Here is a 16,286-nt window from a genome sequence, read left to right as displayed (position 1 = left end):
TCGTAATTATATACATCAGTCAGCATCCCAACATACTTTCCATAGTTTTTGCATGATATCTTTTTTCTATAGCATCAGCAATAATAGTTTATGCAATGAGCTTTATTTATCTTTGATAAATAAGCCCAAACTGCAATTATGTTCAACACACGGGAGATCGCCTACATAATATGGGGAACCTTACTTTTAATAGTCCTTCTTTTCTCTGGAAAAAATCGGTCATCTCTTACCGATTTGATAAAAACCTTCTTCTGTAAACGTTTTATTTACGTTTATCTGATCGCCCTGACTTATCTTTTCCTATGCGTTTGGGTACTTTATAAGGTTTACGTATGGGATTCCTCGCTGATCAAAGACACCATAATGTGGTTCCTGTTCGTCGCCTTACCATTAATGTATAATGCTGCCAAGATCAATAGCTTTAAAAAGTTTGTGAAACAGGTGGTACGGCCTCTTGTGGCTTTTTCGGTTATTTTTGAATATATCGTCGGCCTATATACATTTGACTGGTGGATTGAAATTTTAATAGTTCCTATTGCTGTGTTCATTGGTGGTATGCTGGCTTTCAGCGAAAGAAAACCTGAGCATAGGCAGGTGCATAAATTGATAAACGGCTTATATATTTTCCTGGGACTTATTTCCTTAGCTGCTGTAATTTTCCATTTGATCCATCATTATACCGACTATCTTAACCGACTGACAGCAATGCAGTTCATCATGCCGCTGTTCTTGTCGCTGATGTTCCTTCCTTTTTTATACGGAATAGCGATGTTTACCCATTATGAAACGGCATTTGTGGTTTTAAAGAGGCACTTCCGATTGCCTGGTGTTTATAAGTACGCCATGTTTAAAGCCATGCTCCGGTTTCATGGCGACCTTGAAGGAATGGAGCGATGGAAAAGAATGGTTTTTACCAAGAACCTGCAAACCCGTGAAGAAGTCGATGAGGCCATAACATTAGTTAAAACCCTGCAAAATGCGGAACAAAATCCTCACACGGTAAACGAGGGGCTTGGATGGTCACCCTATCAAGTTAAAGATTTATTGGTTGCAAAGGGAATAGAAACGCCTGACTACAGAAATATTATGGATGAGGAGTTTTGTGCGATTTCCCTTCCTTTTAAATTAACTGACGACCCTATATTCTCAGATACTATAACTTATATGGTGCTTGGTGAGCAATTGATAGCAACAGAACTCCATCTCGGGCTAAAGGTGTACAATGGAACCATCGACAACTCGTTATCCCGGATGCAATTGCTGCAATGCGCAGAAATCCTTTACCAAAGTTTATTTGGGGAGCATTTGCCCGAAAAAATCAAAGGCGCGATAATTAAAGCGAAAAATACGGTGGGTAGCAATGCTTTAGCTAAATTGTCTGTAGAAAAGAACTTATGGACAAACCAAACCAAAGGATACAGTTTGGATTTCAAGATCACCCATATCAGGCACCGTCCTAGTTAGTTGGCAGGCCTAATTTTGAAGGTATAGGTCCTTTAGAAATCATGCATTTAACCGCGCAAAAATCATCGTTTCGAGTTGTATCAATTCAGCAAGTTGCTTTTCCAGACTGTCTGTCATGGATTTAAGTATGGCCTTAGAGGGGTTCATTGTCAGGATATTTGACAGGAGTTCATCAGAAAGGTTTTTATCATACGACTCTTTCATCAATTTGATATAAGTATTAAAAGTAACCCCTTGAAAAATATCGCTTTCTCCTATGTGCTGGATATCTACCAACGAAATTAGCTGATTTCTAACCTTAACCGATGTAGCTTGCGTTGCTTTAAACTGAAGGATAAAATGTTCTATTTCTTCTTTAGGTTTATCAAGGAACGTTTTCTGATAAGTAAACCAGGCAATCAGCAAGCCTAAAACTCCGATAGTAATTTCGATCATAGCGATTTACAATGTTTGCCAATTCTCACCCTAAAAGTAAGAAGTATTACTTACTTTCATTTATAATATTATAATATGAATAGTATAATTTGCCATACCAAGCTTATTGATTCCTGACTCTGCACTAAATTTTCTGCAACTCGATACTGAAATTATACCCTATGTCGCAATACGCAATTAATGTGTTTGCTCCCATGTTTATGTTGTATTTCTTATGTCAAAAGCATAATTTTGTTTAACAAACAATCGGATTATTGTTCATTGATAAATTACTTGCTTGGCAAGCGCTAATAATCTTGGCGAGCAGGTCTGTAATAGCATTTAGGAGAGGAAGCGTAAATCGTGGCACTTCGGACAAGTCCGTTACAAGCCACTGATTATCAAATGTTTTTTTAAACTATTTGAATCCCTCCCTCTCCGCAAAATAAGTTTTTTGACAGATCGGAGGCAATTTTTGGGAATTGCGAATTTCATAAGCGTAAATCATGGCACTTCAGAAGTCGGGTTTTAAAAACCCGCTACAGTGGCTCAGAAACGCAGAACATTCGAATCCCTCTTTCTCCGCTAAATAAACTGACCGGGTTTAGCAAATATTAAAGGCTTTCAGATGAAAAATCTGAAGGCCTTTTTTGTATTTAGGGGTGTTAGAGATCGAAATGGGAGGTCATGTCGTGAATGATTTTGACTGTAACAGGTCCGGGGGTTCGAATCCCTCTTTCTCCGCTAAATAAACTGACCGGGTTTAGCAAATATTAAAGGCCTTCTGATGAAAAATCTGAAGGCCTTTTTTTGTATTTGGGAAGTTTGAGATTGAAATTGACTGTTCTGTCATGATCCAAGGAGGCGAATCACTTTTCTTCACAACAAGATAAAACATTGCTACTTTATCACAATTATTTGTTTCCCCCCTTTTATTTCTATCAGCATAATAAAATTTCGCCCGAATGGTCAACATCCAATTGTACTGGTTATTGTAAAAAGCTATCTAAATAACTGAATATTGTTTTTGTCTGATTCATGAGGCTAACATGGCTTTGATTGGGAATAATGGCCAGCTGTGATTTTGGCATTGGTTGCATATCAGCAGAAACACCCCCTCCCAATAATTTATATGTTTTTGCCAATTCGATTTTATCCATGCCATCATTGTCACCTGATATGATTAATACAGGTGCAGTGATTTTTGCTATATTGTCGTCACCCAAATTAAATGGCTCTCCGGCTAAGGCAATCATCTGTTCCAGGAACATATTCCATTTTGTTTTATCTGGTGCTGCAGCATCATAGGCGGCTTGCAAAGGCGAATTTGCAAACAACTCAGGCTTCATTTTTTTAAAAACACCCGTTATTTCGGTTATCCAGCCTTCACTTTTATAAACAGAAGATATGATGACCAATTTTCTCAATCGTTTAGGACTTTGTATCGCGAACTGGTAGGCTACCTGACCACCAAAACTATATCCCGTAATATCCGCGCTATCAATTTTCAGGTAATCCATTACCTTCTCCACATCGCTAGCTAAAGTTGCCCGGGATAATTTTCTATCTGAATAGGGTGTATGCCCATGTCCTTGCAATTCTATAGCAATTACTTTTCTTGTTTTTGCCAATTCAGGTATTAATTCCCCCCAATTCATTTCGATTGTATAATAAGCACCATGTATTAGAACAATAGGCTTACCATCACCGTATACTTCGTAATAAACTTTGGTACCATTAGCTGGTGCGTAGCCACTGCTATTAGGTTTGATTTGTTGTGCATTGGATATAGATGCTCCAGTCATAATAATTGCGGTTATGAATAATTTGAAAAGATTTCCTGGTTTTAATATATTTTCCATAATGGTGCCCGGTTTAGTTTGATTGTCCGTGATAATATAAAGGTCAGAAGCATTTTATGATTCTCCGCGGGGCAAAAACGACAATTTAGGGGCGAATCCTGACAAACACTTTTATTTAGACTCCTATTCTTTGTAATGTATAAAACAAAAAACGATAGGGTAAGACGAAAGACTTCACTTAGCGCATAGAACATTCTCCTTGCAATTATTCATTTAAAACCATTCAAATTTCTTTAATCGACACATCACTCGAATCCGGTAGTTATTTAATTTGGGGGAAACCGGTATAATTTGATTCAAAAAAAAGGAATTTTATTTAATTCCTAAGCAAAAAGCGTCAAAATTTGTCAGCTACCATTGAATCGATCATATTCCATATAAGATCCTAGACAGCTAAGGACAGTTAATCGGAATTTTATTTTTACTTTTCAAGGCTTATGTCAATTTCCCTTATGAAATTCTATAATCTGTAGTTCACGTTTTCACCAATAAACCCTCAAAATCAACAACCTATGAAGCAAAAAACAATAATGCTGTTATTGCTGGTCTGTACGTTAGCCACCCATGCCCAAGTGGTACTCTACAGTGACATTAATTATGCAGGTACCGCTATCTCATTCCCCGTTGGAAATTACAGGCTTGCAGATATGAATGCAGCTGGTTTCCCGGATGATGCCCTTTCTTCCTTTTCCATCCCTGCAGGGTACCAGGTTACCTTTTTTGCGGATGATAATTTTACCGGAAAATCCTTTAGTTCCACTGCATCTTCTACATGGATTGGTACTGAATGGAATGACCAGGTAACCTCTTTTATTGTCAGTACGATTCCCCCTTCACAGGGAACGGCCAACTGGATCTGGTCTCCTAATGCGGGTCCGGCAAATACCTGGATCGCTTTTAGGAAAAAGCTAAGCCTTGCTTCCAAACCCGCCACCGCACTCACTAAAATTGCCGCAGAAAATAAGTACTGGCTGTATGTAAATAATCAGCTGGTGGTAAAAGATGGTGGGCTCTCTATTCGTCCTGATCTGGTGAATACTTATTATGATGAAGTAGATATTGCACCCTATCTGCAGGCAGGTGAGAATACCATTGCCGTATTGGTATGGTATAAAGGAGGACAGAATGGTTATTCAGAACGGGCTGTCGGCAATGGCGGTTTATTATTTGATGCCGGTTCCGTAGTTGTGTCAGATGATACATGGAAGTACAGCGTGCATCCTTCTTTTGGAGCTACCACTCAATTAATTCTGAACGGACAGGATTACAAATGGATTGCATTCCCTGTTTCCTACGATGCCGCAAATGAACCCGCCGGCTGGACAAGCGCAGGTTTTAACGATGCCTCATGGGCTACAGCCGTAAAGAAAGGCCTCCCCCCAGTTGCACCCTGGAATTCACTCGTACCCCGCGGTATCCCATTCTGGAGAGAGGCTGAATTAAGCAATTATCAGAATTCAATACCAGCGACTGTTACAGCTAATACGACTATCACCGGTACTGTTGGTACCAATATACAGTTGCGTCCCTATTTGCACGTAAATGCTCCTGCAGGCGTGAAAATAAAAATTACTGTAAACAGGCATTACTGGCAGGAATATATCACCAAAGCCGGTGATCAGGAATTTGAGTGTTTTGCATGGCAGAACTCAAGTAATCATACCGTTACCTACGAGTTTTCAAACGTAACAGGGACAGTACAGATATTGGGTCTGAAATACAGAGAGTCCAGCTATAATGTAGATATCACCGGCCAGTTTAATTCTTCTGATGCATCGTTAAATACTTTGTGGACAAAGGCGAAGAACACGTCCAAAGTATGTATGCGTGACCAGTACTATGATTGTCCTGACCGGGAACGTGGCCAATGGTGGGGAGATGTATCTGAACAAATCCTCTACTCATTCTACTTATACGATACCAGTGTAAATAAACTGACACGCAAAGCTTTCCGCGAATTGATGAATACACAGAAAGGAAATGGTTCCCTCTATACTACAGCACCAGGTACCTCCTTTCATCTGCCTGATCAGAACCTCGCTGCAGTTGCCATGATCTGGAAGTACTATATGTATACCGGAGACAGACCTTTGTTACAGGAAATCTATCCGCAATTAAAAAAATACATCCAGTTTTGTGTAGTCAGCTCTAATGCTGATGGTATGCTCCTGTTGCAAAATGATGCATGGAACTGGATTGACTGGGGTACTAACATTGATCCCGTACCTGTAGGCAGTGCTAATACGGTGTTCAACGCACTTTATATCTCTGTGCTGGAAACCGCTATTAATACAGCTAACCTTTTAGGACAGACTGCCGATGCGACTTATTACCAGGAGCTGCAGACAAAGGTGAAGAACAACTTCAATAATTATTTCTGGAACAGCGCATCACGTGCCTATATGTCCAGCAATGTGTCATCCCGCCTGGTTGATGACCGAAGTAATGCCTGGGCTTTATCTACCGGACTGGCCAATGATCAGCAGAAAGCTGGTGCGCTGAGTGTTTTGAAAAACAGAAATGATGCAGGCCCTTACCAGGAAATGTACGTTGAAGAAAACCTGTTTAAGCTGGACCCTACTGCTGCTATTACACGCATGAAGAATCGTTTTACGCCGATGATCAACAGCTGGTCATCTACCCTGTGGGAAGATTTTACAGAAAGTAACAGTAATGCAGGATATTCCAGTAATAACCATGCATGGTCCGCCGGTCCCTTATATGTGATGAGTGCTTACCTCCTGGGTATCCGTCCTACACAACCTGCTTATGCGGAGTTTATATTTGCTCCACAGCCGGGAGGCGTTACGCAATTTGCTGGCGTAGTACCCAGTGTGAAAGGAAATATAATTGCCAGCTTCTCTCTTGACAGCACTGGTTTTACACAAAGCCTGACATCCCCTTCCGGCACCACTGCCATTGTAAGTGTTCCAAAAGATGTATTGTCTACCCTTATTGCTGAGATTAAGGTAGGAGGTATAACCGTATGGAAAAATGGTACTTTCTTAGGTGGTGTGAGTGGTGTTACGTTCTTTCAGCAGAATGATGTATCTGTACAGTTTAAAGTGAGTCCGGGAAACTGGGAGTTCACCGCTTTGGCATTTAGTAGTACAGATCCGGTGATCGCTTATGTAGATTGTAATTATAGCGGAACTGCTGTCAGTCTGCCTGTAGGCAACTATACACTGGCGCAGATGAATGCAAAAGGTATACCTGATGATGCGATCTCATCATTGGTAGTAGCCGAAGGATATAAAGTAATGCTGTATGCAGATGATAACTTTACTGGTCAGACAGAAACGCTGACTGCAAATAATAACTGTATTACCTGGTCTGCACTACATGATAAAACGACCTCTATACGTGTATTGACGAATGGGGTTACCAATCTCTCCGGTACGTATTTTTTACAGAATAGGGCCAGTGGTTTACAGATGGATGTAAACGGTGCATCTACTGCCGATGGTGCCAGTGTTATTCACTCTGATTATAACGGTAACGCCAACCAGCAGTTTATCCTTACTCACCTGGGCGATGGTAATTATAAGATCCTCGCTAAACACAGCAGCAAATCGCTGGATGTAAATGCCGCTTCTCTTTTAAATGGTACCAATGTAATTCAGTACCCATATCATGATCCGGTTGAAAGTCATCAGAATTTTATCATCGTTGCTACCGGAGACGGTTACTATAAGATGATTGCTAAACACAGTGGAAAGGTGTTGCAGGTAAATGGTGTTTCAGGCGGAGGACTGGTACATCAATGGTCAAATATCGGACAGATAAATGGTCAGTGGGCATTCACCGCCGCTGCGGCTGCTGTTGCCACAGCAACTATGTCCTCACTTTCTGTAGATCCTAACCCTGCTACAAACATGATAACGGTAAAGTTGGCTGCTACAAAAGAAGAAGACCTTTATATGCGTATTTACAATGCATCCGGAACATTGGTGAGTCCGCCCCAGAAGATTTACAGCGGTCAGCAGTTTAATCTGTCTGCATTGCCTGCCGGGATTTATATTATCAATGTTACGATTGGTGACAAAGTTGTGAGTAAGAAGGTTGTGAAGTACTAATTGTAAGGAAGGTTCATCAGGAATGATGGACCTTCCTTGTTTTTTAAATGTCAACTAAGGACAAAAATCCATTTCTTCTACCAAGTGGTACTGCATCAATTTCGATGAAATATTTACGTAGCCTCAACATCTGAATGTATGATGTATAAGATAGAAATTATATCTTTATAAACGACCATCATCATTTCGCAACCAATCTAATCCATATGCAAAACTGGTTCTTTCTATCCGTTTTCTTAGTTTCTTTTGTTGCCTGTCAACCACGAACTAACGAAAAACCCTTTATTGCTATTGAAGGTATCGACTCTGCCATCCGGCCAGGCGATAATTTTTATAATTATGTAAACCTAAAATGGTATGATACCGCACAAATTCCACCCAGCCAGTCGGGTGTGGGAGCATACCGGTTTATGAACTATCAGCAACGTCTCAGATTACAGGGTATCCTTGATAGCGTATCAAAAAGTAATCCCCCCGCTGGCAGCCTTGAACAAAAACTCGGTGATTTCTTTGCTGCCGGAATGGATACCAATACCATCGAACAACGTGGCTTTGAACCTCTCAAAACGGGGTTGTCACGGATCAATGCCATCACCAGTACTGCTGATATGCTTAGTTTCATAGTGGAGCAAACCAAATTGTCAAACCCATCCCTTATTGATTTTCAGGTTTCTCCCGATCAGGAAAACAGTAGCATGAATATGGGGCATATTTATCAAACAGGCATTGGCATGCCTGACAGGGATTATTACTTCAAGACGGACAGCGCCACTGTTGCTATACAGCAAGCATATAAAAAATATCTCTCAGATCTTTTTAATTTGACTGGAAGCGATTCTGCACTAGCCCAAAAAAATGCTGCACTTGTTTACAATATCCAAAAGCAACTGGCAACATCACATAAAACCAATATTGAACTGCGGAATATAAAAGACAATTTCCATAAAGTAGCGCTGGGTAATTTAAATAAGCAACAACCTAATATAGGTTGGAAGACTTTCTTCCAAAATCTTAATGCTACCATGGATTCGCTGGATGTAGCCCAACCAGGTTATTATGATAAATTGAATACACTCCTAAAGTCCATCCCGCTCGAGGATTGGAAAATTTACCTGAAAGCGAATTATATCAGTAATTATGCTGACTACCTCAGCAAACCCTTTGTAAATTCATCCTTTGAATATAATAAAGCCCTTACGGGACAGGCCATGCAAAAAACACGCGGCGAGACCATGTCCAGCGTTGTAGATGCCTATCTTGGCCAGGCGTTGGGACAATTATATACGAAGCTATATTTCCCGGAGTCTGCCAAAACACGCATGCTGGAGCTTGTGAATAACCTGCAGAAAGCATTTTCCAATAGGGTAGACTCGCTGGACTGGATGAGTGATAGTACCAAACAAAAAGCCAAAGAGAAATTATTTGCTATCACCAAAAAGATCGGATACCCCGATAAGTGGCGCGAATATAAAAATGTTACCGTGGTGAGGAATAAATATTTTGAAAATGTGGTATCGGCAGCCGCGAACAACTTTCAATATAACCTGGCCAAACTGGGTAAGCCTGTTGACAAGACCGAGTGGTTCACTACACCTTCCACTGTTACTGCTTATAACAATCCTTACGCCAACGAAATTGTATTCCCTGCCGGAATTCTGCAACCGCCTTACTTTGACAACAACGCGGACGACGCGCTTAACTATGGGGGTATTGGCATGGTGATCGGCCATGAAATGACGCATACATTCGACGACCAGGGGGCCCAGTTTGATAAAGACGGTAATGTAAAAAGCTGGTGGACACCTCAGGACTACGAGAAGTTTAAAGCCAAAACACAACAGGTTATTGACCTGTACAGCCAATTCACCGTATTAGACAGTATTCATGTAAAAGGGGCGCTTACAGTAGGTGAAAACACAGCGGATCTAAGCGGGATTGCCGTAGCTTATGATGCGTTTAAAATGACCAAACAAGGCCAGGATACAACGAAGATCGGTGGGTTTACACCTGATCAGCGATTTTTCTTTTCAATAGCCAGGATCTGGCGGGTGAAAATGAAAGACGAATACCTGCGCTACTGGGTCAATAACGATCCCCATTCTCCACCCATTTGGCGTGTAAATGGTCCACTGATGAATATTCCGGCATTCTACTCAGCGTTTAATGTGCAACCTGGACAGAAAATGTACCTGGAGGAGGATAAGCGGATCAGGATATGGTAAGCTGCGTATTTAGTACGTCTTCAAAAGGCTTTTTTCGTATTTAGGGAACTTGAGATTAAAATTGCTGGTCCTCATCCCACTAAAACGGGGCTGTCTCAAAACTTCGAGACAGCCCCGTTTTATTCGGGTACCTGATGGAGCGAATTTTCGTACATGCAATTCTCAGAGCCTTCCGGCAACTTATGATACATCCCCTGCACATAAAGCTTTCAATATGTAGTGTAAAGCTATCCCGATTATTGTACCTGGATTGTTGGATCCCAGAAGTAACAACCATAAAGGATCTGATTTTCCGGATTAGCCGGATCTACTTCATATAGTGCAAAATATATGGTAAAGGCTTCTGTACCTTTAGTTTTAACCTTGGACTCGAAGGAATAAAACGTTACTGAGGTCTGCGTGCCCGGCACGGCATCTGGTTGTGAAGGTACCACAGCACCGCTTCTCACTTCCTCATCTGACCGGAAAGGATTAAACACATTTGGATTACCACTGTTGGGTGATATATTATAGATGATAACAGCATCGTCAGAATTATTGGAAATAGTAGTAGCCCAGAATGCTACATAATCCTGCACATTTGCAGAGAAGATAATATTAGCCGGGTCACTCTGTCCATTGGCCTGCCCTTTATAATTCGCTTTAGGGCATATCAGGTTGATACCTTCATGATGGTCAAGACCACGGGCTTCATTCGGGCCTGCATTTCGGCCATATGTTGCTTTAATAACGTCAGTGTCAACAACCATGATTAAATTGACCGTGTTAGCTACTGATCTTTGAGTTGTCCGTGAACGGACTGGTGCTTGTGCTGTGTTTGACATAAAATGTGGATTAAAGTTTTACCTACTCTGTTTTGGCTTTTCGGTATCCGCCATAGAAATACGTATATGTATAAATGATACATATCAGAATCAGACAAAGAAATAATGATTATCTCCGGCGAGATGAATCCAGGTAAGGAGTAAACATGCGAATAGATACCAGCCTGCAGCAGGAATTAATATTATATGCCGGGGTATCATTATTTACCAGAGCAGTTATACCCATCTTTTATGTGGTGTATGTATGTTTTTATTTGTTTTGGTTATTGAGGTTAGGAAGCGGTGAACTAATTGGTTATTTGAGTTAGTAATTTTTCACTGTTAGATGACAGCCTTCTTTGAATTTTGTTCGTGAATAGAAATAATTTCCTTCAAAACGCATAGCACTGAATAAAGACAATACCCTTACCATACAGGTAGGTCATAGTGGAGAAAGTACCCCTCACTGGTTGTTAGAAACAGCTGGTCATGCAAAATCATTACGTTGATAATATTACTACTGTAATCAAAAATATAATCCGGATTGGTAGTGGGATGACTATCCAGGTTATATGCCGTAAATGCTATTACACAGCCAACTTTTCCGGAAACCTGTATTTATAACATGATGGGGGGCTTTCTTATAGGCTTTTGCATGGCAAAATTAATAACGGGCTTCAAAGTTACTTACTTCGAAGCCCGTTGTTATTTTATTGTATTAATGTCACGACACCCTGCCGTAGAATAGTGTGTCCATTAGTATCTATTGCCTCTGCGTTCCATATATATGTGCCTACCTGCTGTAGTACGCCACCATAATGACCATCCCACCCCTTTGCAGGATCATTGGTTTGATATATTTTATTGCCCCAACGATCATATATCCTCAGGAATTTAAATTCTTTTATTCCTCTCAGATTTACTCTGAATACATCATTTATTCCATCGCCATTTGGTGTGAAAGCATTTGCCGCGATGATATCATACCTGATAGTTGGGTTTACCAACAATGTGTCCGTTGTTATGCAACCTGATGGGAAAACCATCTGTATTTGATATTCCTGACTACTTTGTATTGTTGCTATAGGATTATATATAGTTACATCAGATAACCCGGTTGAAGGAGTCCAGGTGTATACTGCATCTGAAAGATTACGCGCTGATAGTTGGGTGGGTAATCCGGATGTGGTATTTATTGTAGTTAGTCTCGTAGCTGCAAGTTGTGATGCGATGTTTATAACTTGTGTTGAAGTGGCTGCCAGTAATGGGCATTCCTGTGGTGTTGCTGTTAGAGATACCGTAAAATCACCGGGAGTGGTATAGGTAAAATGGGCGTCAGTGTTATTATCTGTTTGCCCGTCACCGCTGCTCCAGGTATAATCTACCAGGCCACTTGAATGAATGTCAGATGTATTGGTGAATGTAACCGCTGTATTTACACAATATGTATTAAAGGTAAATGCTGCTGTTGGAGGCAGAATTCTGCTAACAGTAATACTATTGGTTGCATAAGCAGTACATCCATTTCCATCTGTTGCAACAGCAGTATATACACCGGTTGTTGTTAATGAAAGGGTACCGGTTTCTCCACCATTGATTTGACTATTATCCAGCAACCACTGGTAGGTATAATTTCCGGAAGCGGTAAGTGTTATGGTCGCATTGTTACCGCAAAGCACTGAGCCTTCTGTTGCGCTCAGGGTAGCTGAGGGAAGTGCATAAATGGTTAAAGTGCCATTTACATAGGAGATAGTATAGTTGGATGCTGCAGCACCAGAAGGTATGATGTCATAATTACCTGCTGCTGTAGCTGCTGTAGCAATAGTGGTGGCTACTGGCTGAACGGCTAGTTCATTAATGCTTTCTCCATTTACCCAACCATTATAGGTAAATGTAAATGATGGATCATTGGTGCCAAAGCAACGTGATTTATTGTCGGCAGTGATGGTAAGTGCGGCCTTGTTGATGGTTAATGTGCCGGTAGCATATGTTATATCATAGTTTGTGGCGGTAAGGCCGGAAGGTATGATCGTATAACTGTTTACGGATATTGCTCCCTGAGATGTACCTGTGTAAATGATAGTGCCGGTTAATGCTGTTGAAGCGTCTTCACCATTAACGAAACCACTGTAAGTTACACCGTTTCCACCGCTGAATGATATACCATCATATGTTTTGGTAAGATCACTGGCTATGATGACCAATGCAGCTTTGTTGATGGTTAATGTGCCGGTAGCATATGTTATATCATAGTTTGTGGCGGTAAGACCTGAAGGTATGATCGTATAACTGTTTACGGATATTGCTCCCTGAGATGTACCTGTGTAAATGATAGTGCCGGTTAATGTTGTTGAAGCGTCTTCACCATTTACAAAGCCTGAGTAAGTTATGCCGTTCCCACCGCTGAATGATATACCATCATATGTTTTGGTAAGATCACTGGCAGTAATGACCAATGCGGCCTTGTTGATGGTTAATGTGCCTGCAATATATGTTATATCATAGTTTGTGGCGATAAGCCCTGAAGGTATGATTGTGTAGCTATTTACCGCTGTTGCTCCCTGAGAGGTACCTGAGTATGCAATCGTGCCGGTTAATGCTGCTGATGCATCTTCACCATTAACGAAGCCACTGTAAGTTAAGCCGTTCCCACCGCTGAATGATATACCATCATATGTTTTGCTAAGGTCACTGGCAGTAATGACCAATGCAGCCTTGTTGATGGTTAATGTGCCTGCAATATATGTTATATCATAGTTTGTGGCTATAAGCCCTGAAGGTATAATTGTGTAGCTATTTACCGCTGTTGCTCCCTGAGATGTACCTGTGTAAATGATAGTGCCGGTTACTGCTGTTGAAGCCTCTTCACCATTAACGAAACCACTATAAGTTACACCGTTTCCACCGCTGAATGATATACCATCATATGTTTTGGTAAGATCACTGGCAGTGATGGTAAGTGCGGCCTTGTTGATGGTTAATGTGCCTGCAATATATGTGATATCATAGTTTGTGGCGGCAAGACCTGAAGGTATAATTGTGTAGCTATTTACCGCTGTTGCTCCCTGAGAGGTACCTGAGTATGCAATCGTGCCGGTTACTGCTGTTGAAGCCTCTTCACCATTAACGAAACCACTATAAGTTACACCGTTCCCACCGCTGAATGATATACCATCATATGTTTTGGTAAGGTCACTGGCAGTAATGACCAATGCAGCCTTGTCGATGGTTAATGTGCCTGCAATATATGTTATATCATAGTTCGTGGCGGCAAGCCCTGAAGGTATGATTGTGTAGCTATTGACCGCTGTTGCTCCCTGAGAGGTGCCTGAATAAGCGATCGTGCCGGTTAATGCTGTTGAAGCATCTTCACCATTCACGAAGCCACTGTAAGTTACACCGTTCCCACCGCTGAATGATATACCATCATATATTTTGGTAAGGTCACTGGCTGTAATAGTAAGTGTGGCCTTGTTGATGGTTAGTGTACCGGAAGCATATGTTATATCATAGTTTGTGGCGGCAAGCCCTGAAGGTATGATCGTGTAGCTGTTTACTGCTGTTGCTCCCTGAGATGTACCTGTGTAAGTGATCGTACCGGTTACTGCTGTTGAAGCATCTTCACCATTCACGAAGCCACTGTAAGTTACACCGTTCCCACCGCTGAATGATATACCATCATAAATTTTGGTAAGGTTACTGGCTGTAATAGTAAGTGCAGCCTTGTTGATGGTTAATGTACCGGTGTTATATGTTATATCATAGTTCGCGGCAGTAAGGCCTGAAGGAATAATCGTGTAGCTGTTCACAGCCGTCGCTCCCTGAGAGGTACCCGTGTAGCTGAGTGTGCCTGTTACTGCTGTTGATGCGTTGTCACCATTTACGAAGCCTGTATAAGTTACGCCATTCCCACCGCTGAATGATATACCATCATATAATTTGGTAAGATCACTGGCAGTAATGGTTAGTGGCGCTTTATTAATAGTTACAGTAAACGTCTTATTGGTAGCAGCAGCATACTGGGAGTTGCCCGACTGACTTACAGTCATTGTAGCTACCCCGGCTTTTAATATACTGATCTTCCATTTGTTTCCATCGGCGGCATCTATGTATGGTTGGGCGATACTTGCGTCAGATGACTGCAATGTAACGGCAAGGCCTGATGAGGAAGATGCTACAGGTTCAAAATCAGCATCACCATAGGTTTTCACCGCATCTGCAACCGTAATTGTCTGGCTGGAGAGGGGCTGATATTCTATTGCGCCCAGATCAATGATACCACCCGTGCTGTAATTGGCGACACGTGGTTTGCTAACCAGATCGGTGGACGTGGCACTTAAACCGGTGTATAGATTATTGCTACCCACATCTATTAATGGACTGGATGAAGTCAAAGAATAATCTCCCCCGGTAAATGGGGCCGTAGCACTGGAAGGTGCATTTACAAAATAAGGATCAGTACTGGCAGGGTTATGGTTAGTCGCATTGGCAGCTAAATTCTGCACCATCGTGTATTGTGCTGTATATGACCCGCTGATAATATAAATTGGATTAGATGTACCGTTGCCATAAATAATACTATTATTGAATGTAACGGTACTGGATGAGTTGGCCAGGACACCTCCCCAACCTGCGGCATTATTCCCGGCGATTACAACGTTAGTGAATAGGGGGGTGGACAGATATGAAAATATTCCTCCGCCATTACCAGTACCACTAATATTCGCGTTATTACCACTTATGATACAATTGGTGAATTTAGGAGAAGAGTTATATCCAATGTAAATCCCGGCACCGGCTATCGCCTGATTCCCGCAAATTATAACATTATTAATAGCTGGCGATGCTCCGTATAGTATGATGCCGCCACCTGCTATTCGCATTATGCCATTGCCGTTTACGGTTAATGTATTTGTTTCGCTACCGGTGGTTGTTGTACCTTTCATGATGGTAATGCCATTAATTTCAGCGGTGCCTACATCACCTGAAGCAATCATTACATGATAAGCATTATCAGTCAGATCATCAACTGTGCCTAAGTCGCCACTTAGAATGGTCTTATTTGCAGTGAGAGATAAATTGCGTTCGGCCAATGTCGTTTCTGTGCCGGCAAATCCGCCATATAATTTGACGTCTTTTACTACCAAAAAAGTTTTATCCCGGTTGTTAGTACTGGAAAAATCGGCGGGGTAATTAGGTAACCAGGTCCCACCAGATACCCATATTTGCTTGATGGCCGTGTTGGTCGTAGCGGCTTTTAATGCGTCAGAGAGATCTCCTGAAGCATTGGCCCAACTGGTACCAGTACCGGTGCCACCAGTTTTAATGTATACAATACCGTTGGCATCCGGCGTTTGAGCGTAAGCGTCAATGACAAACGTCAGGGATAAAATAAGAAGTCTTAAAAATCTATTCATTAGGCGGGGATTAGGCATTTTTTGTTTA

At 41.5% G+C, this 16,286-nt stretch carries 7 protein-coding genes; 3 read left to right on the top strand and 4 right to left on the bottom strand.

Annotated elements, in window-relative coordinates; genetic code table 11:
- Positions 1-363: 363 nt before the first annotated feature.
- Positions 364-1,464, top strand: coding sequence for a hypothetical protein (locus SIO70_RS26310; protein ID WP_320575824.1), 1,101 nt, complete (start codon positions 364-366; stop codon positions 1,462-1,464).
- 39 nt (positions 1,465-1,503) lie between these two features.
- On the opposite strand, the gene SIO70_RS26305 is transcribed toward SIO70_RS26310, so the two are convergent.
- The gene (locus SIO70_RS26305) at positions 1,504-1,899 is read right to left on the bottom strand and encodes a hypothetical protein (protein WP_320575822.1); all 396 of its coding nucleotides are present in this window, start codon (positions 1,897-1,899) and stop codon (positions 1,504-1,506) included.
- 968 nt (positions 1,900-2,867) lie between these two features.
- On the bottom strand, positions 2,868-3,740 hold the full coding sequence (locus SIO70_RS26300) for an alpha/beta hydrolase (protein WP_320575821.1): 873 nt from the start codon (positions 3,738-3,740) through the stop codon (positions 2,868-2,870).
- A 512-nt stretch (positions 3,741-4,252) separates the two neighbouring features.
- On the opposite strand from SIO70_RS26300, the gene SIO70_RS26295 reads away from it, so the two are divergent.
- Together SIO70_RS26295 and SIO70_RS26290 are read left to right on the top strand one after the other, a co-directional pair.
- The gene (locus SIO70_RS26295) at positions 4,253-7,816 is read left to right on the top strand and encodes an RICIN domain-containing protein (RefSeq protein WP_320575819.1); all 3,564 of its coding nucleotides are present in this window, start codon (positions 4,253-4,255) and stop codon (positions 7,814-7,816) included.
- 206 nt (positions 7,817-8,022) lie between these two features.
- Positions 8,023-10,038 carry a M13 family metallopeptidase gene (locus SIO70_RS26290; protein WP_320575817.1) on the top strand — a complete coding sequence of 672 codons (2,016 nt, stop codon included), beginning with the start codon at positions 8,023-8,025 and terminating at the stop codon, positions 10,036-10,038.
- 236 nt (positions 10,039-10,274) lie between these two features.
- Here SIO70_RS26290 and SIO70_RS26285 read toward each other — a convergent pair whose 3' ends face one another.
- Positions 10,275-10,787 (bottom strand): AidA/PixA family protein, encoded by a 513-nt coding sequence (locus SIO70_RS26285; RefSeq protein WP_320575814.1) that lies wholly within the window; start codon positions 10,785-10,787, stop codon positions 10,275-10,277.
- 764 nt (positions 10,788-11,551) lie between these two features.
- A complete protein-coding gene (locus tag SIO70_RS26280; RefSeq protein ID WP_320575813.1) occupies positions 11,552-16,258 on the bottom strand; it encodes an MBG domain-containing protein in 4,707 nt (1,568 codons plus the stop codon).
- Between the last annotated feature and the right edge of the window lie 28 nt (positions 16,259-16,286).

This window comes from Chitinophaga sancti (genome assembly GCF_034087045.1).
GTDB classification, from domain to species: Bacteria; Bacteroidota; Bacteroidia; order Chitinophagales; family Chitinophagaceae; genus Chitinophaga; species Chitinophaga sancti_B.
Note: the sequence above shows the minus strand (reverse complement) of the source record. Positions and strands in the feature narration are given on the sequence as shown.